Source organism: Desulfosediminicola flagellatus, assembly GCF_005116655.2.
GTDB classification, from domain to species: domain Bacteria; phylum Desulfobacterota; class Desulfobulbia; order Desulfobulbales; family Desulfocapsaceae; genus Desulfopila; species Desulfopila flagellata.
Map to the genome: position 1 here is coordinate 5294058 of NZ_CP050698.1, position 24969 is coordinate 5319026.

Below are 24969 nucleotides of genomic sequence, written 5' to 3' on the forward strand. Positions count from 1 at the left end.
TATCTCCTTTAAAAAGATAATTTTGGATGAGTAGCCACCTTCCTCAGCCGACCAGGATACTGATAAGAAATGATTCACCAGGAAATGCGTCGACTTCCATAACCTCTTCTACCTTCCGGATATGCTCCTGTATCACTCCTCCTTTAACAGTGTTGTCTGCCCAAATCTCAAAATAGGATCGTGCAGTTAGAATGGTTACATCTGAACAGTAGCTATCAACCGGCCCCAAGCCGCCCATGCAATACGATGACACCCTATCCAGACAATTCTACCTCATCAATTTTATTACATATTACAGCAATCCACCTGCACCGCCGCTCCAGTTCCTATACGAAACCTGGTTTCTATCGGTGTTCAGCAAAAACTTGCGGAGTGTTTTATCCTTCGTGGTGATAGTCTTTCTTATGACGATCACTTCGCTTAAAATCAGGACGTACAACTCCGCAGGAGCGTGTACACTATGTTCTACAAAAAGAAGTTTAACCAACTGGTAAAAGAAGAACCCGGCCCCTCTAAAAATGACAGCACCCTGTAATTATATAGCGTATCACAAGCACAACTCTTTGCTGTCTGTAACCGACCTCTATGCACTGCCCAGGCATTTGAGGTCAGCTGACGACCTATAACCACTCTGTGGGAATCTGTCATCACTTTCTATCAATTTTATTTATCAAATGATTCACAATAACTCAAGAGAAAAAATCACTTAAGCAACATATTTATCGAAATAAAAACAATAATTAATCACAAAACTACAGCGAGATAATTATTAGAAACCTGGTTTCTATATTTATCTTCCAGTAGTTACCAACTACAGCGTAGACAATTTGCCACTACAGATATAACAAGTTAGGTGATAAAAAAAATTACACGTGACATCGTTAAATCAGAGTGATTGTTCTCTTGATAAATAATGATGTTGAAAGCAACGAGATCGCATCCGCAACTCATATGAGGTTGAAGAGAAGGAAACTACATAGAAGAAGTTTGAGCATTTTACATTAAAAAAAATCAAAACTATGCGCTTTCTGAGACAACAGGAGCTAAGCCCAGAGGTTTAACTTTCTGTTCTCGGCAAAGCCACGCAATATATCACCTCGCGTTACGATTCCACTCAGAGTGTCATTCGAGCCAATTACCGGCATTGAAGCAACATGATAGTACGCCATTACACGAGCTACTCTTCTGATATCACTCATGTAATCAGTAGTGATAACTTCTTTCTGCATAACATCGCCAACCGTTAATCCTGGTTCTACAACTATTTCATCATCAACTATATTTATTCGCCGGAGGATGTCCTTGTCTGACAACAGGCCGGTAACAGCCATCCTATCTGAAACTACTACCATCTGACTGATACCTTTTCTATCAAGTTCTCCCCACGCATCCAGTAACAATCGGTCAGCTGTAATCGTATCAACAGGGCTGGACATGATCTGATAGATATGAACCAGAGGTTCTATCATGTTTTCTTTTTTAGTAGCGTTAAGATATGCTGTCACAGCCGTATATTCAGGCCCTTTACCAAAAGGAGTTCTCCGCCCTCCGCTCTCAAGCGGAGGTACAGGCGCACGGCGCTCGACTTTTCTTTCTCTCTCCAATTGCTCAAGCGGTCCTTTAAAACGTAGCCCATCCAGATCATACACATAAAACATAATTCACCCTCCCGGATGAGTTCATCCACTTTATACATCCACGCTCATTCCCTCTGCCACCTGACAAAAGTTCTGCCTTCAAATATCCGATATTTACTCTTCTCTATCAATCACTCCACGAACCAGTCTGACCAGTTCAAGCTTGGTAAAAGGCTTCTGTAAAAAGTCAATATTGTCCTCTAGCAAGCCATCATGATCGCTCAGAGCATTATCAGTATAGCCAGACATGTAAATCACCTTCATCTCAGGCCACTTTCTGAGAATTTCACGGACCAATATGTTCCCATTCATGCCTGGCATTACCACATCAGTTAGCACCAGGTTAATATCTTTACCATTCTGTTCCACAAGAAATAGCGCTTCTGCACCGTTACCAGCTGAATAAACAGTGTATCCGTAATCCATTAAAATTGTTCGGGTAAGGCTCCGCACCTCTGGATCATCTTCAACCAGCAAAATGGTTTCGACTCCATTGAGGCTTTCCATACTGTCGTCAAACGAAGGGGAGGATGTCGTGCTGATTGGATCGTTCGTTTTGGGGAGGTATATAGTAAATTCTGCTCCACCACCTGGGTGGTTAGTTGCATAGACATACCCTTTATTCTGCTTCACAATCCCAAAAACCGTGGCGAGCCCGAGCCCTCTTCCCTGCTGTTTTGATTTTGTTGTGAAAAAGGGTTCAAAAATATGATTTTTAGCCTCTTCCACAATACCGGATCCAGTGTCGGTAACGACAAGCTGCACCCACTCCCCAGGCTGTATTTCCTGAAATCTGCCATGCCCTGATTCATCAGCTGCTACGTTTGCAGTTTCTATTATCAGATGGCCTCCTTCGGCCATCGCTTCACGCGCATTAGTAACAAGATTAAAAACAACCTGTTCAAACTGGGCGGGATCAATTCGCACAGCCCAAAGTTCTGTGGCAAGCCGCATCTCAACCTGTATTTTTTCGCCGACTTTCCCTCTGATAGTTTCGGATAGAGCATTCAGTTCATGATTGATGTCTATCACCATCGACTGAGCAGCCTGTTTTCTACTGAATGCCAATAACTGACTAACAAGCTTGGCTGCACTTCGCCCCGCCGTAAGGATCTTAGCAACTATCTCCTGGTTCTTTGGATTATCCTGAGATGTAAGCGACATCAGCTCTGCATAACCATTTATCACAGAGAGCAGATTGTTAAAGTCATGGGCAATACCGGCAGTAAGAGTCCCAATTGTCTCCATTTTCTGTGCCTGATACAGTTGCTGCTCAAGTCGTGATTTTGCAAGCCCCGCCGCCCTTTCCTCGGTAATATCATGCCCGATCCCGATGATTCCTATAATCTCATCATTAAGACTCTTAAGTGGGACTTTTGTCGTTTTTACATATCGCACATTTCCAGCTGAATCTGTTACTGGTTCTTCAACATTGATAATCGCCTTGCCGGAAGAAATTACCTGTTTCTCATCAGCTCTGAATTTATCAGCCTCAATCTTATCAAAAAAATCGTGATCTGTTTTCCCTAGAAGAATATCAGAATTATCGAGTCCTAACAATTTTGCAACAGGTTCATTTGCCACCATAAAACGGCTTTCAGTATCTTTTACATAGATCCAATCGGGTAGATTATCTATTAAGGTCCGGAGCAGATTCCTTTCTTCCGCACGTTTAAGCTCACTGACCTTTCTTTCCGTAATATCAAAGAATACTCCAATAGTGCCCAGAATCTGTTGATCAGCTCCTCTCAGGGGAGCTTTCACCACTTGCACCCAATGTTCATCGCCTTCAAGGGTTTGCCATTTTTCTTCAATGCTTTCGGTTTTACCGCCAGCCATTATACGACAGTCATCTTTGCGGTATTTCTCGGCAAGATCTTGTGGGTGAATGTCATAGTCATCGTGGCCAATAATCTCTTCAAGCTTCAGTCCGAGACTTGTACAATACGATTCATTGGCATGAATGAATTTCCCGTCACTATCCTTGACGAATATCTTCAGAGGGAGAGAGTTAATAAGAGCTAAGAATGTTTCGGACTCCTGTAGCGGGACTACTTTTCCGGGATTCTGCATGAATTACCGTTTGCAAACGTTTGATTATGTTTCTCAATACATGTAGCTACGTTGTATTACCGATCAATCTGAGAAGTACTCTATTTAGAGGCTACCGGAAATAGGTGATTTTTTCAAACTGCTCGATCATTGAGTTTCGGCCGAAAACTCAGCATTCTGTTCAAGACCGAGGTGCAGATCATGTGTTACCACACGCATATAACTGATATCTAAGAGTTTCGCTCCTCACTAACAGGAGGATAAACATTTAATCCGCAATGCTTAGATTGAGCAGATAGGTCATTTTCGGAAGGAAACTATGTAGGGAAATAGTAAGAAAACTTTCAGGATATACAAGCTCAGGAAGAAATACCGGCCATCATACAGGGAATTGCTGCTACTTTATCACTTTCACCACGCTGAAAACACTCTACGATACGACCGTCATACATCACAGCAATTCTATCAGCAAGCAAGAGAGCTTCGTTGAGATCACCGGTTACAAGCAGGATACCAGCCTGCTCCCGTGCTTTGAGCAAAAGATTTCGGACATCCTCAGCAGCAGAGACATCGAGTCCCTGAGTAGGCTGTTCTGCCACAATGAGCTTCGGTTTCCTGAAGAATTCACGGGCAAGAACCATTTTCTGCAGATTACCACCAGAAAGATGCTTAGCCAGAGCATCATCACCGGGAAGACGCACATCAAAATCAGCAAACAACCGCTCCATCTTCTCCCGTGCTTTTTCCTTTTGCAGCCATGGGCCTTTGGCAAAATCATCGCGGGTGGTGAGTAGAAAATTGTCGAGTAAATCGAGTCCCGGGCATGTTGCAAGGCCCTGACGGTCTTCAGGAATATAACTCAAATCATGATACCATGATTTTGAATTATAAAATTCGCTCCATCCTCTACCCAGGATTTTCAGCGTCCCACCTTGTGGTTTTTTGAGACCACAGATATTTTCAACCAGATTTTTCTGGCCACTTCCAGCTATCCCAACCAGAGCAAGAATCTCACCCTTTCTAAGGTCCAGATCTACGCCATTAAGTTTTTCCCCTGTTAGTCCAGTGATTTTCAATATAATCTGACCAGGTTTAGATGGCTGGTGGTCAACCTGAACACGACCCTTTCTCCCCGTCATCCGTTCTGCGAGATCAGCAGCAGATGCAACATCCGTCGAAGCAAGTCGGTCTACAACTTCTCCGTCTTTCAAAATTATAATATCATCTGCTATGGCCATCACTTCATCAAGCTTGTGGCTGATCAGGACTATGCCTTTACCTTCATTAGCTAAAGCCCGTATAGTGTTGAACAGAATCTGGGATTCTTCAGAGCCAAGTACTGCTGAAGGCTCATCAAATACAAGAATATGTGAATTGCTGTAAAGGAGCTTGAGAATTTCAACCTGCTGCTTCTGGCCGATAGAAAGTTCGCAGATTTTTGCCGATGGTTCAACTTCAATCCCATACTGCAGGGCAAGGTTCTGTACATTGGTTAACATAGTCTTCTTCCTCACCCAGAAACCACCCTTCCGACCAAGAAATATATTTTCGGCGACAGTCATCGCCTCCACCAGCTGTGCATGCTGATAAACCATTCCCACACCTGCCATGAGGGCACTGTCAGTTGATGTGAAAACGGTTTGTCTATCGTCAAGATAGATAGTACCAGAGGTAGGTTGGAGCTGACCTGCAAGGATTGACATTAGGGTGGATTTCCCGGCACCATTCTCGCCAAGCAAAGCAAGAACCCTGCCGGGTATAATCTCGAGGTCCACGTTAAGATTAGCGTGGACCTCGCCAAAAGATTTGCAGATCTTCTCAAGGCGTATGCGCGGCGGCAACGACTTTTCCGCCATGCTTACCGTTCCCGTCCCACAAGCGGAGTTGCGAACTGTGACTCAGTATCCCATGGAAAAAGAATCCATGTATCCTGGCTCACTTCAGTGACATAGGTATCGACAAGAGGTCTCCCTGCAGGTTTTGCGTATACAGTGGCAAAATGTGCTTTAGGCACCATCTCACGAACCACCTTGGCGGTACGACCGGTATCAACAAGGTCGTCAATCAGCAACCATCCTTCACCATTGCCATCGAACTTTTTCAGCATCTCAGCATCACCCTTCTTGTCTTTCCAGTCATAACTTGAGATGCAAATGGTATCTACAAGGTGAATATCAAGCTCACGGGCTATGATTGCTGCGGGCACCATACCACCACGAGTAATGGCAATAATACCTTTGAAGTATTCTCGGTCGAGTAAGCGCCAGGAAAGTGCTTTGCAGTCTCTATGCAACTGTTCCCAGCTTATCGGATATGTTTTTTTATAATCTGCGTTTTTTGCCATATCTTCCTCATGATTCGATCCGGTCAGTCGCACGCATGCCTGTATATCTCCGGACCGCAGTTTTTCAAATTTTGCCAGTTCAATTCGATCATTCAGCGCAGGCCGGCAGCTGAACAATCGGGCAGACAATTTACAATTCCTTGCAATTCAGGGAAATCGTATTCTCTACTATTGGCGCCGCAAGGTAACCGTAGCTGGCTCCCATGCCAAGCCTAAAACGTATCAATAAAAAAAATAGTCATACTTACTGTGAAAAACTACAATTTATAGCAGAAATACATCTATTGAGTTTTCATCCCGAAACGAAGATTTCTCATCTCAATCGAGACGCTCAATACATTGTATCACAGCCATATATTCGATATCGGAGTCTACACTAACCTGCGATGATAATTTTCTAAGAGCAACGAAAAATTAGATGAAAAGCATCGTTTTCGGATGGAAACTCATTAGCGGAAAAATGTAACAATCTCAAAGTAGTCACAACCACTGAAAACAACAAAGCGTAAAGAGTGAGGAGTATTAGAGCATCTCACCAACAGGTGTTTGCTCTTCACATCTCACGCTTTACGCCTCACGTTGTGTGTACTGCCATACTCTCTGATTTTTTTTTTACAGCACCTGCTTCAAGAACAGCTTTGCACGTTCTTCCTGCGGATCTGTAAAAAAGTGTTCAGGTGTACCAACTTCCACAACCTTGCCTTCATCCATGAAGATAACCCTGTCGGCCACCTCGCGGGCAAAGCCCATCTCGTGAGTGACCACAACCATGGTCATACCTTCACGAGCAAGTTGTTTCATAACATCCAGAACCTCGCCAACCATTTCAGGGTCGAGCGCGGATGTCGGTTCATCAAACAGCATAATCTTCGGATCCATCGCCAGGGCTCTTGCAATGGCAACACGCTGCTGCTGCCCGCCCGAAAGTCTAGATGGATATTCATCTGCTTTTTCAGAAATTCCTACTTTTTTCAGCAACCGTTTCGAATTTTCTTCCGCTTGACTTTTGGAGCGCTTACGCACCCGCATCTGTGCAAGGGTCACATTCTCCAAAACAGTCATGTGCGGGAAAAGATTGAACTGCTGAAACACCATTCCAACTTCGGCTCTTACATGGTTGATATTGGTTTTCCTATTGGCAAGATCAACACCGTCAATAACGATATGCCCGCTATCAAAGATCTCCAGACCATTTATACAGCGCAAGAATGTGGATTTGCCGGAACCTGACGGCCCGATGACCACAACAACCTCACCCGGTTCCACATTCACCGAAACATCATCCACCGCCCTGACTTCGAATCCACGGCCGGTGAACACCTTCATAACATTCTGTGCTTTAATCACTGACCGCGAGCCTCCGTTCCATATAGAAAACCAGTTGTGACAACACCGAAGTAACAACCAGGTACATAGCGGCAACAACCAGCCAAACCTCAAACGGTGCAAACGTACTGGTAATAATTTCCCGACCTGATTTGGTTAGATCAGTAATGGCAATTACAGAAACCAGAGAAGAATCCTTGACCAGGCTGATAAACTGGCCCGAAAGCGGGGGTAGGATGCGCTTGAATGCCTGAGGCAGAATAATATCAATCATCGCCTGCGGCATAGTCATTCCGAGTGACCTTGCAGCTTCCATCTGACCTTTCGGGATCGACTGGATACCTGCACGGACAATCTCGGCCACATATGCACCCGCAAAAAGTGAAAGTGCTCCAATACCGGCAACATTTCGACTTAAGTCAAATACCGTCCCTATAAAGAAATAGGCGATAAAGATCTGGACAAGCAATGGAGTGCCGCGAATAATCTCGATATAAATAGCTGCCAGCGAACTGGCGACATAACTTTTCGAGATCCTGGCAAGTCCTGTGAGCAATCCTAAAAATAACGCTACTACGCTGGATATTGCAGACAGCCATATAGTTGTCCACAAACCGGTCATCAGCGGACCGAGATACCACTTACTGGTAAACCCTACAGTATCACCTTCAAAGAGGTCATCACCTTCAGCGACTTCCAGCGCGTTACTATTTACGACAAGAGTTTCCACATCCCCTGACTCAGAGGTCATGGTCACAGTGGCAGATTTGCCATCCTGCTTAATTGCAGAGATAATACCGTCAAACGGAATTTTGTGTGCTTCCTGATCCAGATAAAAAAAGTACTGAGGGATCCGGTACCACCGCCATTCATAATCAATCTTTTTTACGGACCCATAAATCGAGGCGGCCATCCCTATAAGGATGACCGCCAGCAGAATCTGATGGGGCCACAGCTTTTGTGTGGCTTTCACTGGACTTCCTTTAATTTCAGATTACTGGATCTCTTTTAACCACGTGTCGCTCTGGAACCACTTCTGGTAAATCTTGTCATAGGTTCCATCATTTTTCACCTGGTACATGAAGTTGTTCAACCAGTTGAGGAAATCAGGATCACCTTTACGGATACCCCATGCAAGCGGCTCAAAGGTAAACGCTTTATCAAGATGGGTAACTTTGCCCTGACCACGCTGACCAACAGCAACAGTGTTGTAAGGCATATCATAGATGAATGCATCTACTTTACCATTTACTACTTCAAGTACGCCTTCCTGCTCGGTCTCAAAAGATACGTATTTAGCTTTAGAGATCATACGCTTGGTAGCCTGCTCACCAGTGGTGCCAAGCTTGGAAGCAACAGTATATTTTGGATCGTTAAGATCTTTGTAAGACTTGATATCAGCAGCAATTTTGTTAGATACAATAATGGACTGACCGATTTCGATGTATGGAGATGCAAAGTTGATAGTCATGTTACGCTGCTGAGTCAGGGTCATACCGGACATGATGATATCAAACTTGTCGGTAAGAAGCGCAGGGATGATTCCGTCCCATGCGGTAGAAACCAGCTCAAGCTCAACGCCCATAGCTTTAGCCATGCGCTTAGCCATATCAACGTCAAAACCGATGATCTCACCTTTCTGGTTGGTAAGCTCAAAAGGCATATAGCCTGGCTCCATACCAACTCGAAGTGTCTTGCGCTTTGCAATATCATCAAGGGTACCAGCCATTGCAACACCGGTTGATACAACCATTGCAACCATCATGGCTGCGCATACTTTAAAAAATCTGTTCATACATAATCTCCTCGTGTTCTTACGTTACGAATAAAAAAAGGGTCCACCACGACCCTTTTTTCTATAATATCTCCTCAATACGACTTCCCTTCGTCCAGAAGCTCTTCGATTATCATTCTGGTGCCTTCACATTCAGGGTTCGGGCAGTGTGGAAGGTCCTCGATTGGAAGATAGACAATCATAGTCTCCCGGCATTTCGGGCAAACAAGCAGTACAGGTTCATTTTCACCACGCATGATTAACCTCACATACAGGTTCAGATTATACCTCGAAACACTGGTGATCCAGTCGCTCTTTTTAACATAGGAAAACAGGCAGGACAACAGCGTTTTCCAACGCCTGGCCTAAAAAACATACCACATTTTTGTAAGTATTGACCAAACCATTGCTCATATCATACTGCACAAATGGTGGTAAAGCGTATAAAGATATTCCAAATACACGAAAAACAAAGAACTCGACAAAGATGTAAAATAGCCGTATCCTCTGCCATTCTCAGTTGTGTGGTCACGATCAGAAAACCGTTCAAGTCATTTTAGTCAGACGTTTTACAAAAAATAACGGTTTGTCGATTTCTCTCAGATAATCTCCACAGAACTCAAGTTATGTGCCTTCCTGCTCCTTCAGCAATAATTTTAACAAGGCCAACTACTATCACATGAAACACAACTCCAGCCTCATAACCTATATCGCTCTGGCACTTGCTGTAATCTTTTGGGGATTTTCTTTTGTTGCAACCAAAGTTGCCCTAAAAAGCTTTACTCCTTTCTGCCTTATATTCTTTCGTTTTATTGTAGCTGCAACATTTTTTATCTGGCTGCTTATGCGAACAGGGTTTCCTTCATTCACTCGCAGCAACTTTAAAAAACTCGGTATCTTAGCCATATTTCAACCTGGACTTTATTTTACCTTCGAAACACTGGGGCTCCAATATACAAGTGCCACAAAAACGTCACTCATTATCGCGACGATACCTATTGTTGTGTTACTTATCTCGATAGTATTCCTTAAAGAAAAAGTACGGTTGGTTAATGCTCTTGGTATTGTTATTTCAATGGCAGGCGTAGGACTATTAATATTTGGCGGCGACAATGAAGCACCGTTAGGTGGAGCACTTCTCGGAGACCTTCTCATTGCCGGGGCGGTTATTTCAGCGGCTGTATATATGGTTCTTACTCGACATATCGGGCAGACCATAACTCCCATTCAGATTACAGGAATACAGATTATCTTCGGGGCAATCATTTTTTTCCCGGCCTTTCTATATGATCTACCAAACGTTAATTGGGCGGGTGTAAGCAGAGAAGGTATCGTCGCCCTTATAGCACTCACGGTCTTTGCCACAATAGGAGCATTCCTCTGCTATAATTACGCCCTCACCCTCATTCCAACTGCACGTGCTGCAGTTTTCCTTAACGGTATCCCGGTTGTGACTGCTTTTGGCGCATGGATATTGCTTGGCGAAACACTCTCCAACCTGCAATTCCTGGGAGGGGTGATAGTTGTTCTTGCAGTCTATCTTGCCAACTATTCTTCGCAAACGCCCAAGCATGAAGCAGAAGTTGTGTTGAATGTCTAAAATCGCAGTTTTTCGGTAATCAGCAAAAAATTTGACTCTGTATATGTTTTGCCGACAATACGAGCTATGGAGATTTGATAATAATCAATATCGAGGCCCTATAAATGATAACATCCTTCGACGTGTCCGATCTTAGTGATCTGAATACAATGATTCATTCAACAATCGATTATTCCTATCCCACAGTTTATCCTGGTCGAGCCGTCATTTTTTTTAAAGAATATCATTCTGAAAAGAAAATTTTAGATCGTTATCAAAAAGGTAAAGTTCTCGTCATTAAAAATAATGATTCGATTGTCGCGACCGGTTCCATCGTTGAGAATGAAATTTCAGGAGTATTTGTCGCTCCTGCAAATCAGGGAAGCGGTCTTGGGCAAAGCATAATGTCAGAGCTTGAGCACCTTGCAAAAGAAATGGGTGTTTCTGAAATCGAAATCCATTCCTCTTTACCGGCAAAACAGTTCTACCAAAAGCTCAATTATACATTACTCGCGAAAGCTCATTTAGATGTAGGCGATGGGCAGCACTTGGAGTATTGGCCTGGGACGAAAATAATCGTCCCTTAAGTGACAAATAACAGCCTCAAACCTCGTATTGAAGCCACCTCACCCTCACCAGAAAAACGCCATTTTGAACATGTCCTTTTTTCTCTGATACCACTACACCCAAATCAAATGGGCATAAAGCGAGTAAAGAGATTTGTAACTATTCAGCAGCACCCCACCTGCCCCCGATCGGGACGCTTCGCATAGGCATACTATAGCCAATCGTCCCGCTTGAGACCAGCTGGAGCACTGCTAAACAGTTACGGCCTACAGAAAAGGGTACGTATGAGGTCTTGACTGAATAGTTACAGAGAGATTTTTTTTAAATTCATTGTTAACTACATGGGATAGATGGTGAAGTGTCAAAAAGAACCGCGGCCTTGCTCCTCAGGTATGGGTGGTATCTGGTGGCGTAGAAGCAAGGCCGCAGGGAGGCGCGGTGATATGGGCATAAAAAAACCCCGAACCAATGTAAAAATTGATCCGGGGATGCCCTATTATCCACTCAGATTTGATGCAGGAATATCTGGTCCGCGAATAGTTCCTGTCTATATTGTCTCAGGTAGGTCTTCTGACTTTCCGTCTCCTTCAGCGGCCTTCCCGCTCTGATACAGAGCAGTGACACACAAGGCTGAGAGAGTTCCTCTGACGTTTAACAATGGTATTTCTGTCAGAGGCAGGATTACAGCGGCGGGCCCGTTCCGGATTTGCACCGGATTCCCTTTTGATCCACAAATGTGGAACCTGAATATACGTAATATTTCTACTAGTACCCGGCACGTATGTCAATATATTTAAGTGCCTTTTACTATTTCTCTAACACGAGTGGAAGCGATGTGTAACCTGTTAGGCTTAAGAGATATGAAAAATATAAATATTCACCAGGCTGGACAAGCGTACAGTCATCCAATAGAGTGCTTTTGATATTTCACCGGATAAAAGAATTATAACAATAGAATTTTCTCTGCGATTAGTCGCATTAGTATAGATTTTAAGGAAAAGTGAGAAATGAGTTTAGAAAACGAGCTACTTGCACGTAGCGAATCAAAATGCGAACTGTGCAATGCAACAGATGATCTTAAACCCTACGAGGTACCTCCTACCTCTCACGGTAGTGCCGACCAGTGTGTATTGCTTTGCGACACCTGCCTCAACCAGATCGAGAACCCTGACACGATGGACGTCAACCATTGGCGCAGTCTCAACGATACCATGTGGAGTCAAATACCTGCAGTGCAGGTAATGGTGTGGCGTATGCTCACCCGCTTACGTACTGAAGGCTGGCCTCAGGATCTACTCGAAATGCTCTACCTCGATGAAGAGACACTGCAATGGGCACAGGCAACCGGTGAAGGTCAGAGCGAAGAAGATACAGTTACCCATCGCGACAGCAACGGCACCCTGCTTGAAGCCGGTGATTCCGTAACACTTATCAAAGATCTAAACGTAAAAGGTGGAGGCTTTACTGCCAAACGCGGTACCATCGTACGCAACATTTCTCTTGTTGCGGACAATCCCGAGCATATTGAAGGACGAGTTAGCGGTCAGCAAATTGTAATCCTTACCCAGTTTGTCAAAAAGGCGTAATTTTACAGACTGTACTAACCCGTTTTTTCATCAAAGCCAGAATCTGAACGTGGTTTCCACTCGGGCTAAGCCATAACGAGTGACTATTTCGACAAAACATATTACATCGATATAGATACAGATAGAGAATCAACCCAGATTCTGGCGATTTATCATGCTCTTACCTGATGCTGATCGCCTATACGTTAATCACCAGTGCCTCAAATAAGCTCAGACAATGAAAATTCGACCCATTACAATCCAAGATGCCAATGCCGTCATTACTCTCTGGCAGGCTTGCGGCCTTGTGGTTTCCCATAACGATCCCCGAAAAGATATCGAGCGAAAGCTCAAGGTAAATCCCGAGCTTTTCCTGGTCGGGGAAGTAGATGGGGAAATAATCGCCTCTGTGATGGGCGGCTACGAAGGCCACAGAGGCTGGTTGAATTACCTGGCTGTCAGCCCGAACCACCGCCGCAAAGGTTACGGACAACAGATCGTCGCTGCCGTAGAAAAACTCATCGCAACCAAAGGTTCACCCAAAATTAACCTGCAGGTCAGATCTACCAACGCTGAAGTAATCGAATTCTATAGGTCCTTAGGTTATGGAGAAGACAAGGTGCTGAGTATGGGCAAACGACTCGTGCAGGACTGACCATCCTTACATCCATTTCGCTCACTCCACACCATCACCAGAACAGGAGCAGTCATGACAGAGATCATTAATCCAAAGCATTATGATGAGTTGGCTAAACTCGATCCTGCAGATGTATGTAAACGCGCCGTATGTATATACGATGATTTGAATAACTGTTACACATTGAATGTCCTTGGTTCAGATTATGTAATCTATCCCAAAAAACAGACAATAGAATGTGCTGACCATTCTGACCCGCCAAAAGATTTCCTGTCCCTTTTTGCCATCCACTATCTCCTGACATGCGTTGAAACCAGTCCAAGCGGTAAATGGATCTCCGAAAAAGACATGGTTGGAGGAGTAACCTTTTTTCGCGGCCCACACGAAATTCCAACCGCACTTATCTCAGATAACGTCAATAATTCACTCGAGCAATTTAACGCACTAGGCCAGAAGTTTAACGGACAAAAGCTCGATATGGGTGATGCTGCCTTTAGCTTCAAGGTTACCGAACGCATCCCGATGGCTCTTCTCTACTGGCAAGGCGATGAAGACTTTCCCGCTGAAGCTAAAATCCTGTATGACTCGAGCCTGCCAAAACACTTTGCACTGGATATTGTCTATGCCCTGGCAGTAGGATTATGCGAAAAGTTTGGAAAATCCTTTGTTGCCTGACAATACACGTACAGACAGGCAGGCAGGAGAGTAACTTAAGGACCACCACTCTCCTACCCCTTTGCTGGCCCACAGATGATATCTCATCTTTGTTCCTGTTTTCTTTTTTGCATCCCGACTCAAAACTCCTTTAACCAACCGAACCTTCAGGCACCATATCAGCACTTTACGAAACCAACACATTTGGTATCTTTATTTCAGGTCGTATTGTTGATTATTTTTTAGTGCCTATCTCGGTCTTAGATCTTTTTTTGTAGTGCGAGAGCGTAAAACATATGTTCAAATCGATCCCTTATTGAGCTTCAGTCAGGCCCATGAAAAAATCAACTCCAGCCTTTTTACCTGTAGCTCAACATTTGATACGACGACAGCTGTAAGTACCTCTTCAAAGGTAAACCTTCATCACCAGATATGCTCTACTCTGGTTGTGCAGGATACGGCTGATTGTCACACTGTTTCACTGAGTCGTTAAGAGGTTGCACCAACAATGCTGAAATCATTAAGTTTCACCATGCTTGTCGTAAGCGTCGAAAGCGAAAACTTGTCCCTGTTATCAGAACAACTCCATAAAAAACGGCTGATGGCCCCTGATTTCTTTAGTAATGCGCCGATAGTTGTTCAAATTGAAAATAGCTCTTTAGAATTCGATTTTAACGCATTGCATAACGTTGTTCGCGAGCAGGGGTTTATGCTGTCCGGTATTTCAGGTGATTTATCTGAACAACAAACAGAAGCAATACATCGCAATGGCATTGCGACCTTAACAAGCTCAATTCGACAACCCCGAAAAAAAGAACCGCAGGTTTCAAAAGAAATTGAAACAGTGGAATCCGAATCACCGCAAATGCCAACCAGTTATGTAAAAACCATTATTCATAGCGGCAGGGTTCGTTCCGGCCAGCAAATTTATGCCAAAGAAGGTGATCTTGTCATAAATGGTGATGTCGGGGCTGGTGCTGAGGTGATTGCCGATGGAAACATCCATATTTATGGCACTCTACGAGGTAAGGCTCTGGCAGGTGCAATGGGGGAACAAAACGCCTCGATTTTCTGCATCTCAATGCTCCCCGAATTAGTGTCAATAGCCGGTGTGTATACACTCAGCGAAGATTTACCACCCGAATATCAAGGAAAGAGTTGTATTGTTTCATTGGTAGACAAACACATTAAATTAGCAAATTTACTTCAGAATTAACTGATTTAAGGAAAAATTATGGCAAAAGTAATAGTCGTAACATCAGGAAAAGGTGGTGTAGGTAAAACTACAAGCAGTGCTTCTATTGGATGCGGCCTTGCGCTCACCGGTGCCAAAACGGTTGTAATCGATTTTGATATCGGCTTACGAAATCTTGATTTAATTATGGGCTGCGAAAGGCGTGTAGTTTATGATTTTATCAATGTTATTAATCAGGAAGCAAATCTGCAGCAGGCCTTGGTTAAAGACAAGCATATTGAGAATTTGTATATTCTCCCGGCGTCTCAAACCAAGAACAAGGACGCCTTAACTAAAGAAGGCGTTGAACGGATTATTGATGATTTAAAAGCAAGTGGCTTTGAATATATCATCTGTGATTCTCCTGCAGGTATTGAGCAAGGTGCTATGATGGCACTCTATTTTGCAGATGAAGCCATTGTCACAACCAACCCAGAGGTATCTTCTGTCCGTGACTCCGACCGTATTACAGGAATGTTATCCAGCAAATCCTACCGTTCAGAGCAGCAACTCAGCCCGGTAAAAGTCCATTTACTGATAACCAGATACTGTCCTGAGCGTGTGGAAAGAGAGGAGATGCTGAGTATTGAAGACATTGATGACCTGCTTGGAATAGATCTGTTAGGGGTAATTCCAGAATCTCAGGATGTCCTCAGCGCCTCAAACCTCGGCGAGCCTGTAATCATGAATCAGGACTGTGATGCAGGCCAGGCCTATCAGGATGCAGTTGATCGATTAATCGGTATTGAACGCGATCTTCGGTTTGTCACCTATCAGAAAAAAGGCTTTTTCAGCCGAATATTTGGAGGCTAACATGGGATTGTTACAATACTTCATGCCTGCCAAGGCAAAAAAAGGAAGCGCGAAACGAGCGAAAGATCGATTGCAGATAATCGTCGCACATGAGCACTCAAGTGCAGCCAAGCCAGCCTATTTGCCGCAGATGCAACAGGAAATTGTTACAGTAATTCGAAAGTATATGGATATTTCTGCAGACGATGTCAAATGTGAATGCAACTATAAAGCTGAAGATGATATTTCGGTGTTAGAGGTTAATGTTAATTTACCCAAATTTGGCTGATAGTTACCCAAAAACAGGACTAAGGACTAAGGACTAAGGACTAAGGACTAAGGACTAAGGACTAAGGACTAAGGACTATCGTCATCTGCTGACTCAAAGGATGCAAGAGATATTTATAGAGTAAATACGTTTTAGCAAAGGTACCATTCCAGCATGTCTCCCCGTGGAGGCATGCTGGCTTTCCACTTTTACAATCCTTACTGTACGTTGCACATCACACTGCGCAAAACCTTTCCACACCACATGAAGAGTCTCATAACATTAGACGTATTTCAAATTATCGCCTGCCTTGAACTTGAAAAATTTTGCAGGTTTTCGTTCAAGCACTACTTGAAAATATTTCTTTAGTTCAGCTCACGTTCGAACTCCTCCAATAACTCCTCAAGCCAGTCGACATCCTGCTTACGGTCTTTTCGCAAGGTGCAAATCATCCTCAGGTTATTTACGGTAGTGGCACCCTCCCAAGGCTCACGCATTTTTCCCAACGCCAGATTTAACTGGGTAAAAGCATCAGCTTTATCTTCTATAATCACAGCAAGCTCAAGTAGCGTTGCATAGTCCCAGTAATCCGGACTTGCCACAGCAATACGACGTTCGACAGCATAACGGACAATGGGGTAAAGCTCCATCTTACGCGGGTCTGGCGGCTCACAGTGCTCCATCAGGGTAAGCACATTGATTCCTGGATAAAAATCACGCCAGTCAGTCTCAAAACCTAACAGATACGAATTGATAGCCTGCTGAAGCAAACCATGCGCCCTGGCTTTCTTTCCGGCCTTAAGCGCCTGTTGCCAACGGTCTTTGTAAACCCGACCAAGGATACCGTAGGTTTCGCTTGAGGGTCCCCGTTCTTTTATCAACTCGTTTAACACCCGTTCGGCCTCATCACTGCGACCGTCACGGTTCAATGCCATGGCATACTGTTCGCGGACAAGTACAGTATCCCGCAGCTCCGGCGGCATAGCCTCCACAACCTCAATCATCCGGTGCCAGCCATCCACCGCCCTGTAGGAAAGCAACAGGTCGACAAGCACGCCAAAATCAGTCTCGGGGAAACATGTACATTGTGTATTGCAAACCTTATCCAGCGCAATAAGCGCAGCATCCTCGTCATTCTGAGCCAGGTCACGAGCCAATGCCAACTGTGCTTTAATCTCTTTCTCATACTGGACCCGGTCACGGAACACATCGGTCTTGTGATGCTGTACTTCGGGGAAATCTTCAACCAGCTGGTAGACAGGACTGTCCTTAGGAGGACCACCCACATCTGCTAGACAGGCTTTAAGCCGCCCGGCCAATGCTTGAATATCACTTTCGACATTTGCCGGTTTACCATCAGCCCCAAGTTGATACGGCAAACCTCGCAGACCGTTGACATCAAAAGGCAACTGTCCAACTCCAGTCGCAAACATCAGTACCGTTGCAGAAGGGCGCGCAGCATGACGCACCCCAAGCTCATAAAAAACATTGGCGTTGGCGGTGGTAAGATCGGCGATCGCATATTTGCAGAGAATCAGTCGCTCGAACATCGCCTTGTGTATTATACCACCATCCTGCTCCTCATCTGCACGCAGCGGCTCCATCTCAGCGAGTTTCACCGCCGGAACAATGATCTCTCTATATACAGCATCAAAATCGATGGTCCGGCCACCCGCCCCCGGTTTTTTACCAAAAGGCATCAAAATAAAACATAAGGGATCCATTCTCGCCTCCGCCCTTAGCTTTTCATTACATTATCGTATTTGATTACCACCAAAGCTCAGCTAAATGATGTGAGGCGTCAGGAGTGAGGGGTGAGGAGTAACTGCATAAAACGACAACACTCTACTTAAATAGATAGAAATATTACCAATTATAGCGGGTAGCCACTTCTCGACTTCCCACACCTCACACCTTACGCCTCTCCCCTCACCTTAACAGGCTGAGGATTAGTGGTAATCATCTTATCTTATGATATCTAATCACCTTGCGTTACACGGAATACTATTCTGCACCAACCTCCACCGCCTTACTGCCAAACAATTTTGATTTAATAGGTTCAAATACCCCCATAGCCTTCTTTATAACTCTCGGTTTCTTTTTCCCATGCTCCGCAAAGATAACATCGATTGAGGTGAACGGATCATTATCGGGATCGCTGATATACTCGCGGATTGCGCCGAGTTTTCTAATTATCTCTGCTTCAGCCTGCTGTCTGAGTATTGCTCTATTACGAATAATTTTTTCTTTAATCGCCTCATCCCGCTCGTTATGCTGGTATTTCTTGAGCTTGTATTTTATGCGCAGATCAATCAGTTCGAGCAGGGTTTTTTCATAATCATCGTTGAGCCAGATAGTTTCCGGGACCAGATCACCAAAATAGGTAACCGCTAAAATATCTTTGTTCTGGCTCCAGTAACCGAGCAGAAAATCGAGCTCCAGGCTTTTATAATTCTGCCGAGGCATATACATCCTGCGCAGATATTGAAGAACCTTCTCCGATTTCTTCTTCTGACCACCAATAATTACCGAACCACCGACCTCAGCTTTGGTAACTCCTTTGGTCCATGGTGCACCGGTGATACCAAAATCGTGATAGATCGGAATATGCAGGATAGCGGATAGCGTGTTGAGTGCCAGCGCATAACCCGCAGAAGGTCCACCAACATTATAGGATGCTGAAAGGAGTTGATGGTGAATGGTATATTTAGCCAGAAATTCACCAAGCAGCTTCACCATAGAAACTTCCGGGCTAAGCGCCTGAAAGTAATTTTTAACCAGAGTTAACGCTTCCTGAGCCGACTGCTGGGTCATCTGTACCGCCATCTCCATCTGGGCACCTTCACCACCTGAAGCCGAGACAGCACCTGTCACCAGCACTTTATCCGCAGACAGGCTATAGGTAAGGCTTGTGGCAATTGGTAACAACACGCCTTCGGTATCATTTGCACCAACCCCAACAATAAAGCCCTTTTGCGGTTCTTTGCTGAGTTCTGTCTCAAGAAAATCGTCAAGCTCAACCTTACCTTTTCTGGTCGGGCTCTGTGAGAGTTCTTTTCTGGCATTCAGCAAATGGGCTTCACAAAGTGGGTAATCACTATCGCGACTGATCTCAGCAAAACGGGCTATCACCTCATCATATTTATTTAAAAACGTCGCAGGAGATTCACGCAACACCTGCACAAGCTGATTACTATTTCCCAGTGCCTCAAGTATCCCTATAATGGTTTTCACATTGAATTTAAGGAACTTTTCCTGTTTTTCCCGTGGTAATGAAGTGATCGTCCTGAATTTTTTCAGCACCGTGAGTTCTGTTGATCTCAGTGATAATCCTTTTTCAACAAATGCCGAATAATCAGCCGGGGTATGACAAAGACCTTTTGCAGACTCAATCACATTCTCAGCTGTAAACCCGTCCGCCACAGGAATATTATGAAGCGCTGCGCCGATAATGCCGCTAATGTCCCGTCTGCCGAGCTGACCTGAGACCTCCATCACCTTAAGACGTTTAGAACGGATAAGTGCAGGGTCCAGCAGATCAAGCCTGTTGGTTGTGAGTACCGTCAAAACATTTGAAAGCGGCACTTCACCATCGATTATTGAGAGAAACTTATTGGTCAGACGATCTGAGGGATTTCCCCCGGTTGCAGATCGCCTGGGTGCCAGTGCATCACCCTCATCAAAGAAAACCACTGCAGGTGCAATCATCTTTGCAATATCGTACACTTTCATCAGGTTTTCGACAGTACCGTCAATGGGATTAGCAGGATTATGCAAGGTAGACGGGCTTGCACTTATATCATGTATTTTCTTGTTTTCGCTTAGCCAGCTACGTACCAGAAATGTTTTTCCGCTACCCGGAGGCCCATTCAAAACTACACCTTTTTCTTCGTTCACGTGGTAGAGCAGGCAATTGTTTGCCATCTCTGAAAAGGTATTTTTTATATCACCTACATAGTCGTCCCAATAGGCCGTCCGATCGATACGATTAACCACTTTTTTAAACAGATCACCAAAGGCATTTCGAGCCACCATCTCAAAAGCGTTTCGTACCAGCATACTGTCATCCATAAACTCGGAACTAAACGATCCCTTGATATTCACCAGAAAACCAACGAGCTTACGCACATAAGCTGGAGTTACCTGCAACGAACGCTCAGCAAAAACATGATACACTTTGCCGACAGCAATCATCAGGTCCTCGGGTGTGATCCACCGTATTGACTCATGCTGAAAATGTTGTTCCTTCGGTGCCACACGGATATTATGGCGCATTAACTCTATGCGGACTATTTCCCGCATATTTTTTTTATTTTTCCAATAATCAGAAACGTCTATAACCAGCCCTTTTTCTGTAAAGCGTCGATAAATTGCTGAATCAAACACTTCAGGCTGATCTGAAGTTGCGATTAATACACAATCCCGGCTACCGCTGATGATCTCATCGAGTATGATATTTGAGGTATCAACAAGTGTTCCCTGCTGCCGTTCAACACCACCACTTGCCCCACCCGTACTTTCTTTACGGGCAAAGGCGCTATGTGCCTCTTCAAGGTGTCTGATTGAAGTTTTAAGCGGATTACCAAATGCTTTTTTAAGGTAATTACCAGGTTCTCCGGCCAGAGAAGTTTGAAAATCATTTGGGGTAATTTTGGCGTAGTCGACCACCAGACTCTGCTCTTCGAGATCACTCAGGTTCCGGGCAATCTGTTTTTTCAAAATCCAGCTGATACCAGGTATACGCGACAAGGATTGATACCAGTGCAGACGCTTTCTCCGCGCCATCTCCTCTGCAAGGTCGGGAGAGACCTCATCAAGCGTCTTCCAGAATGGCACGCTTGCCATGATCCGTGTTTTCTTGAGGGAAAGATCAATTTCAGGTCGTACATCGCTGCCAAAGATCACCTGCTCAATGGCTTTTATCGCCGTGGCCGATTTACCTGAACCACTCGTGCCAATGAAGAGTATCAGCGGTGCCTGCGGCGCATCAGGATCAGACATATACTCCTTTCGTATATGCGCCCTGTATACCTTCTGAAAAAGTGTCGCCAACTCATCAGGCAGATGTACATCGTTCATCTCCTTATCGAGCAGAGCAAGTAGAAATGCTCTATCCTTGGCGGTTATCTCTTTTTCCAGAATCGCGTTCCAGGCCTTTCGGGGTGATGCCTGGCCTGACATTTCAAACCGCTTCTGCCAGTCAGTGATCATTTCAGGATCGCGAAGTATACTGAAATCATCCTTCTTTTTAGCTGTAATAAACATCCATTTCATGATGGAGTTCAATGTCCACCAGAACCCTTTGGGCGGACTGTACTGGTTGAGACGCGCCCGCATAAACTCCTTGGTCTCAAACGGCCAGGCTGCGACGATCTCCTCCATGTCCCTGATCCTTTTTTCAGGCAGGCAGATGTATTGTATCTTCTTTGTCAGTCTGCGAGGCATAAATTACACCATCCGGCTTATGATCCTCGGGAATTCACCAGTAGCCCCAACCTTCCTGAGCCAACAGTTCAGCTCCCGAATTTGTATTGTGATTATAGTGATACTGCGACTATCCGAGAATAGACTTCTTGCTCAAAATCGATAGATTGCAAAAAAATACCGAAGAATTTGACAGCTAAACGAAGACTCCGCAGCAAGGTCATTATCGGACTGCCTCCAGATTAGCTTGCACAGGGGTCTCTTTACTCAGTGAGGGCAGAGTAACCTGAGGCACATTATCAGTATTTTGAATCACTACAGTATTCTGGCCCGTCTGGTTTTTTTCGTATGCGGACGCCCACTTCTGCTGTACCAGAAATTTAAGCAGCGCATCATCTGAACTTCCGTCAGCGCGGCCAACTTCTTTTTGCAAGAGGCTGATACCCTCAAGATAGGCTGCGTAGAGTTTACGAATCCGACTCGCTTCCTGATCCGCTGCATAGTTCTCTGCCTCTGCGATCAACTCACGACGCTTTTTTTCATCCGATGCTGCTACCAGCTTGTCACCAAATCGTGTCTCTTTAAGCACAAAGCTGATAACTTCGATGCCATACTTCTGCTCAAGTGTTGGTCCACCTTCATTAATAGGTCGCGATTTCAGAGACCTGAAAATTGTTTCTTTAACCTGTTGCCTGTCACTGATAAGATTAGCCACTGTTTCGGCCTGAAGCTGATCTTTGACAATACCGTCGTAATCACCTTGCAGTAGTGTCATCGGCTGTAGATTCTCAATTGCCCAGGTGTCGAGATTTTTGATGCGATAAGTGAGCAGCGCCGAGGTCCAGAGCGCCACGTTTTCGCGGGTAATTATTCGCTTGGGGTCATCGCCTCCGCCAAGAAAGAGCGTCTGATTCATCAGCGTCACTTCCTGTTCAATTCTGGTAAAGAAGGGCAACCGTACATGCCAGCCCACATCTGTTACAGCGAGCCGGTTGCCTCCCAGCTTTTCCAGCACCACTGCATAATTCATCTTGACCTTGAAAATCGTTTTACTGGCGTATACTGCAGCAATAAGACTGTAGATAATGAATACAACGAACATGCTGAGCAGGGCGATTCGCCCCATACGCATAACAAATGATCGTTGAACGATATTCCACACCGGCTTCTCAGACATAGTGACTCCTTTACCACCGTTAAAAAGGGGACTAATCTGTTTAACTGTCAGGCATTACCCGATAATTTCAGTGCTCATTTTGTTGGATATGACTGTATTCGGATGCGACAGCAAATCTGCAACTACTGAATACGTACGGCTGGGCAGAAACTCCTTTACAAAGAGTATAAGAAAACCTTACTCTCTGTCAAATATCGTCTGAATTTTCATACATCTGCAAAAGTGCAGGCAAGAGTGTATACAACAGCGTGGTGTACCAACCACCTGCCCGCCGGAGCCATTGTATTGACAGCCGAACATCGACAAATGGACGTGAGGTTGGTATCGTATTGGTATCCAGTTGCGTTGGAAGCAACCACAAAAAATCTGTACAGAGATTCATATAATAAAGGGTGAAAAAATGGATTCAATTGAGATTTTTAAGACAGCAATCGCGTTTGAGGAAAAAATACGTGATCTTTATCTCTCTGCCGACAAGATAGTTGATGATAAACGGGGCAAAGCAATTTTCAAGGCTCTTGCTGATGATGAGCAGTCACATGTGGACTTTCTTCTCTATTCCATTAAACAATTGGAAGAAAGCGGTGTAATTGATCATGAACGCCTCACCAGCCCGATCCCTTCTAAAACGGAGATCGAAGCAAATATTGAATCGATGAAGGCTCAAATTCCCGAGCGGATGCTTGGAGATATCAAAACTGTTTTAAATAGCGCGCTGCAACTTGAGAAAGAGACCTCCGCCTATTATAGAGAAGCTTCCAAGAAAACAGATGGAGATATCAAAATAATAATGGAAATGTTTCAGGAAATCGAAGACCGTCATGTGGATGTAGTACAGATCGAACTGGATCATGCTTCCAACAACGGCATGTGGTTTGATTTCATGGAAGGTAATCTGGAAGTAGAATAGTTCGATGATCACTCCCCGTATCAACACATTTAGTCATCATTACCGAAGCATATATGGGGAGTCGATTGGCAAAATACCTATCGATACAGGAACTCTCTGCCCGAACCGGGAGAAAGGCGGCTGTATCTTCTGCAGGGCTGCAAGCTTCACTCCAAACTATCTGAGTAAAGAAGATTCATTAGACAACCAGATAGAACGAGGTAAAAAGCATATATTAAAAGGCAGATTTAAAAAATACTTTGCCTACTTCCAGCAGGAAACCTGTACTGCTTCTCCGGCTGAAGAGTTGCTTCACGCTGTACGATATCTACTCAATGATGCCAATTGTGTGGGTCTTATTCTCTCCACCCGCCCTGATCATGTGCCGGATGAACTTCTGGTACCAATTGCAGAGCAGATCCGCCAAGCGGGGAAAGCATGTCTCTGGGAATTAGGTTTGCAAACAATTCATGAGCAGAGCTTGCATCTACTCAATCGTAATCACAGCTACACAGACTTTACCGATGCCATACAACGAATAAAAATTTTCCCGGAATTTGAGGTCGGTGCGCATCTTATCTTCGGCATACCCGGTGAAAGTAATGCAATGATGCTTGAAAGTGTACAAACCACCTGCAATCTCGGTATCGATGCGCTTAAGCTGCACCATCTTCAGGTTATTGCCGATACCGAACTGCATAGAATGTACGACGAGGGGAATATACGCCTGTTTTCACTCAAGCAGTATATCGACTTTCTTCTTCTCGCCCTGCCTCTTATTCCGGAAAACGTAGTTATTCACAGGCTCTGGGCGACCTCCCACCCGAACCTACTTATCGCCCCGAAGTGGAATGTACTTGCCGCACACCTCAGCAACACGCTACAGGAGAAGATGGCAGAGCGTAATATCCGCCAGGGACAACAACAGGACTGAGGTTAAAGAGGATAGGACTGAGTACATTGCATTGATAATGTAATAAGCTTCTGAGGCACTCAGTCCTTTTGCCTTTGGGCCAAGTCCTCATGCACACTTCCAGTATATGTGGGTAA

General features: G+C 44.7%; 22 protein-coding genes and 1 riboswitch. Of the genes, 10 read left to right on the forward strand and 12 right to left on the reverse strand.

Going from position 1 to position 24969, the window contains the following annotated elements; translation table 11 throughout:
• Positions 1-43: 43 nt before the first annotated feature.
• From FCL46_RS21905 to FCL46_RS21945, 9 genes are all read right to left on the reverse strand, one after another.
• Positions 44-253: a hypothetical protein gene (locus FCL46_RS21905; RefSeq protein WP_136808900.1), complete on the reverse strand. Its 210-nt coding sequence runs from the start codon at positions 251-253 to the stop codon at positions 44-46.
• A gap of 790 nt (positions 254-1043) precedes the next feature.
• Complete coding sequence (locus tag FCL46_RS21910; RefSeq protein WP_136808899.1) at positions 1044-1658, reverse strand: CBS domain-containing protein; 615 nt, start codon at positions 1656-1658, stop codon at positions 1044-1046.
• A gap of 93 nt (positions 1659-1751) precedes the next feature.
• A complete protein-coding gene (locus FCL46_RS21915; RefSeq protein ID WP_136808898.1) occupies positions 1752-3710 on the reverse strand; it encodes a hybrid sensor histidine kinase/response regulator in 1959 nt (652 codons plus the stop codon).
• Between the two features lie 338 nt (positions 3711-4048).
• On the reverse strand, positions 4049-5545 hold the full coding sequence (locus tag FCL46_RS21920; protein WP_136808897.1) for an ABC transporter ATP-binding protein: 1497 nt from the start codon (positions 5543-5545) through the stop codon (positions 4049-4051).
• Positions 5546-5547: 2 nt separating this feature from the next.
• The gene (gene gpt, locus FCL46_RS21925; protein WP_136808896.1) at positions 5548-6033 is read right to left on the reverse strand and encodes a xanthine phosphoribosyltransferase; all 486 of its coding nucleotides are present in this window, start codon (positions 6031-6033) and stop codon (positions 5548-5550) included.
• A gap of 612 nt (positions 6034-6645) precedes the next feature.
• Positions 6646-7380 (reverse strand): amino acid ABC transporter ATP-binding protein, encoded by a 735-nt coding sequence (locus tag FCL46_RS21930; RefSeq protein WP_275942839.1) that lies wholly within the window; start codon positions 7378-7380, stop codon positions 6646-6648.
• On the reverse strand, positions 7373-8332 hold the full coding sequence (locus FCL46_RS21935; RefSeq protein ID WP_217909491.1) for an amino acid ABC transporter permease: 960 nt from the start codon (positions 8330-8332) through the stop codon (positions 7373-7375). Before FCL46_RS21935 ends, FCL46_RS21930 begins: the two co-directional genes overlap by 8 nt.
• A 21-nt stretch (positions 8333-8353) precedes the next feature.
• Positions 8354-9154: a transporter substrate-binding domain-containing protein gene (locus FCL46_RS21940; RefSeq protein ID WP_136808895.1), complete on the reverse strand. Its 801-nt coding sequence runs from the start codon at positions 9152-9154 to the stop codon at positions 8354-8356.
• Positions 9155-9228: 74 nt separating this feature from the next.
• A complete protein-coding gene (locus FCL46_RS21945; RefSeq protein ID WP_167505965.1) occupies positions 9229-9390 on the reverse strand; it encodes a hypothetical protein in 162 nt (53 codons plus the stop codon).
• A gap of 422 nt (positions 9391-9812) precedes the next feature.
• On the opposite strand from FCL46_RS21945, the gene FCL46_RS21950 reads away from it, so the two are divergent.
• From FCL46_RS21950 to minE, 8 genes are all read left to right on the forward strand, one after another.
• Positions 9813-10733, forward strand: coding sequence for a DMT family transporter (locus FCL46_RS21950; protein WP_136808894.1), 921 nt, complete (start codon positions 9813-9815; stop codon positions 10731-10733).
• A 149-nt stretch (positions 10734-10882) separates the two neighbouring features.
• Positions 10883-11299, forward strand: a complete 417-nt coding sequence (locus FCL46_RS21955; RefSeq protein WP_167505964.1) for a GNAT family N-acetyltransferase — start codon at positions 10883-10885, stop codon at positions 11297-11299.
• A 523-nt stretch (positions 11300-11822) separates the two neighbouring features.
• Positions 11823-12041: riboswitch (cobalamin riboswitch) on the reverse strand.
• Positions 12042-12286: 245 nt separating this feature from the next.
• Positions 12287-12865, forward strand: a complete 579-nt coding sequence (locus FCL46_RS21960; protein WP_136808892.1) for a PhnA domain-containing protein — start codon at positions 12287-12289, stop codon at positions 12863-12865.
• 217 nt (positions 12866-13082) lie between these two features.
• Positions 13083-13499: a GNAT family acetyltransferase gene (locus FCL46_RS21965; protein ID WP_136808891.1), complete on the forward strand. Its 417-nt coding sequence runs from the start codon at positions 13083-13085 to the stop codon at positions 13497-13499.
• Positions 13500-13553: 54 nt separating this feature from the next.
• Positions 13554-14156: a DUF3786 domain-containing protein gene (locus tag FCL46_RS21970; RefSeq protein ID WP_136808890.1), complete on the forward strand. Its 603-nt coding sequence runs from the start codon at positions 13554-13556 to the stop codon at positions 14154-14156.
• A gap of 487 nt (positions 14157-14643) precedes the next feature.
• Positions 14644-15351, forward strand: coding sequence for a septum site-determining protein MinC (gene minC, locus FCL46_RS21975; RefSeq protein ID WP_136808889.1), 708 nt, complete (start codon positions 14644-14646; stop codon positions 15349-15351).
• A gap of 18 nt (positions 15352-15369) precedes the next feature.
• Positions 15370-16182: a septum site-determining protein MinD gene (gene minD / locus FCL46_RS21980; protein ID WP_136808888.1), complete on the forward strand. Its 813-nt coding sequence runs from the start codon at positions 15370-15372 to the stop codon at positions 16180-16182.
• 1 nt (position 16183) lies between these two features.
• Positions 16184-16450, forward strand: a complete 267-nt coding sequence (gene minE / locus FCL46_RS21985) for a cell division topological specificity factor MinE (RefSeq protein ID WP_136808887.1) — start codon at positions 16184-16186, stop codon at positions 16448-16450.
• A gap of 344 nt (positions 16451-16794) precedes the next feature.
• Here the strand turns inward: minE and FCL46_RS21990 are convergent, their stop codons facing one another.
• From FCL46_RS21990 to FCL46_RS22000, 3 genes are all read right to left on the reverse strand, one after another.
• Positions 16795-18153: a TRAFs-binding domain-containing protein gene (locus FCL46_RS21990; protein WP_136808886.1), complete on the reverse strand. Its 1359-nt coding sequence runs from the start codon at positions 18151-18153 to the stop codon at positions 16795-16797.
• A gap of 280 nt (positions 18154-18433) precedes the next feature.
• Positions 18434-21874 carry an AAA family ATPase gene (locus FCL46_RS21995; RefSeq protein WP_136808885.1) on the reverse strand — a complete coding sequence of 1147 codons (3441 nt, stop codon included), beginning with the start codon at positions 21872-21874 and terminating at the stop codon, positions 18434-18436.
• 202 nt (positions 21875-22076) lie between these two features.
• Entirely contained in the window at positions 22077-23030 is a 954-nt protein-coding gene (locus FCL46_RS22000; RefSeq protein ID WP_136808884.1) for an SPFH domain-containing protein, read from the reverse strand.
• Positions 23031-23430: 400 nt separating this feature from the next.
• On the opposite strand from FCL46_RS22000, the gene FCL46_RS22005 reads away from it, so the two are divergent.
• A complete protein-coding gene (locus tag FCL46_RS22005; RefSeq protein ID WP_136808883.1) occupies positions 23431-23940 on the forward strand; it encodes a ferritin family protein in 510 nt (169 codons plus the stop codon).
• A gap of 4 nt (positions 23941-23944) precedes the next feature.
• A complete protein-coding gene (gene mnmL / locus FCL46_RS22010) occupies positions 23945-24853 on the forward strand; it encodes a tRNA modification radical SAM protein MnmL/YtqA (protein WP_136808882.1) in 909 nt (302 codons plus the stop codon).
• The last annotated feature ends 116 nt before the right edge of the window (positions 24854-24969 follow it).

What these genes read in the sequence shown, in the direction of transcription:
- FCL46_RS22005 (WP_136808883.1), top strand. Translation starts at nt 23,431, where the DNA reads ATGGATTCAATTGAGATTTTTAAGACAGCAATCGCGTTTGAGGAAAAA.
- minC (WP_136808889.1), top strand. Translation starts at nt 14,644, where the DNA reads ATGCTGAAATCATTAAGTTTCACCATGCTTGTCGTAAGCGTCGAAAGC.
- FCL46_RS21990 (WP_136808886.1), bottom strand. Translation starts at nt 18,153, where the DNA reads ATGGATCCCTTATGTTTTATTTTGATGCCTTTTGGTAAAAAACCGGGG.
- FCL46_RS21965 (WP_136808891.1), top strand. Translation starts at nt 13,083, where the DNA reads ATGAAAATTCGACCCATTACAATCCAAGATGCCAATGCCGTCATTACT.
- minE (WP_136808887.1), top strand. Translation starts at nt 16,184, where the DNA reads ATGGGATTGTTACAATACTTCATGCCTGCCAAGGCAAAAAAAGGAAGC.
- FCL46_RS21995 (WP_136808885.1), bottom strand. Translation starts at nt 21,874, where the DNA reads ATGCCTCGCAGACTGACAAAGAAGATACAATACATCTGCCTGCCTGAA.
- FCL46_RS21955 (WP_167505964.1), top strand. Translation starts at nt 10,883, where the DNA reads ATGATTCATTCAACAATCGATTATTCCTATCCCACAGTTTATCCTGGT.
- FCL46_RS21940 (WP_136808895.1), bottom strand. Translation starts at nt 9,154, where the DNA reads ATGAACAGATTTTTTAAAGTATGCGCAGCCATGATGGTTGCAATGGTT.
- mnmL (WP_136808882.1), top strand. Translation starts at nt 23,945, where the DNA reads ATGATCACTCCCCGTATCAACACATTTAGTCATCATTACCGAAGCATA.
- gpt (WP_136808896.1), bottom strand. Translation starts at nt 6,033, where the DNA reads ATGGCAAAAAACGCAGATTATAAAAAAACATATCCGATAAGCTGGGAA.
- FCL46_RS21915 (WP_136808898.1), bottom strand. Translation starts at nt 3,710, where the DNA reads ATGCAGAATCCCGGAAAAGTAGTCCCGCTACAGGAGTCCGAAACATTC.
- minD (WP_136808888.1), top strand. Translation starts at nt 15,370, where the DNA reads ATGGCAAAAGTAATAGTCGTAACATCAGGAAAAGGTGGTGTAGGTAAA.
- FCL46_RS21950 (WP_136808894.1), top strand. Translation starts at nt 9,813, where the DNA reads ATGAAACACAACTCCAGCCTCATAACCTATATCGCTCTGGCACTTGCT.
- FCL46_RS21910 (WP_136808899.1), bottom strand. Translation starts at nt 1,658, where the DNA reads ATGTTTTATGTGTATGATCTGGATGGGCTACGTTTTAAAGGACCGCTT.
- FCL46_RS21960 (WP_136808892.1), top strand. Translation starts at nt 12,287, where the DNA reads ATGAGTTTAGAAAACGAGCTACTTGCACGTAGCGAATCAAAATGCGAA.
- FCL46_RS21920 (WP_136808897.1), bottom strand. Translation starts at nt 5,545, where the DNA reads ATGGCGGAAAAGTCGTTGCCGCCGCGCATACGCCTTGAGAAGATCTGC.
- FCL46_RS21970 (WP_136808890.1), top strand. Translation starts at nt 13,554, where the DNA reads ATGACAGAGATCATTAATCCAAAGCATTATGATGAGTTGGCTAAACTC.
- FCL46_RS22000 (WP_136808884.1), bottom strand. Translation starts at nt 23,030, where the DNA reads ATGTCTGAGAAGCCGGTGTGGAATATCGTTCAACGATCATTTGTTATG.
- FCL46_RS21945 (WP_167505965.1), bottom strand. Translation starts at nt 9,390, where the DNA reads ATGCGTGGTGAAAATGAACCTGTACTGCTTGTTTGCCCGAAATGCCGG.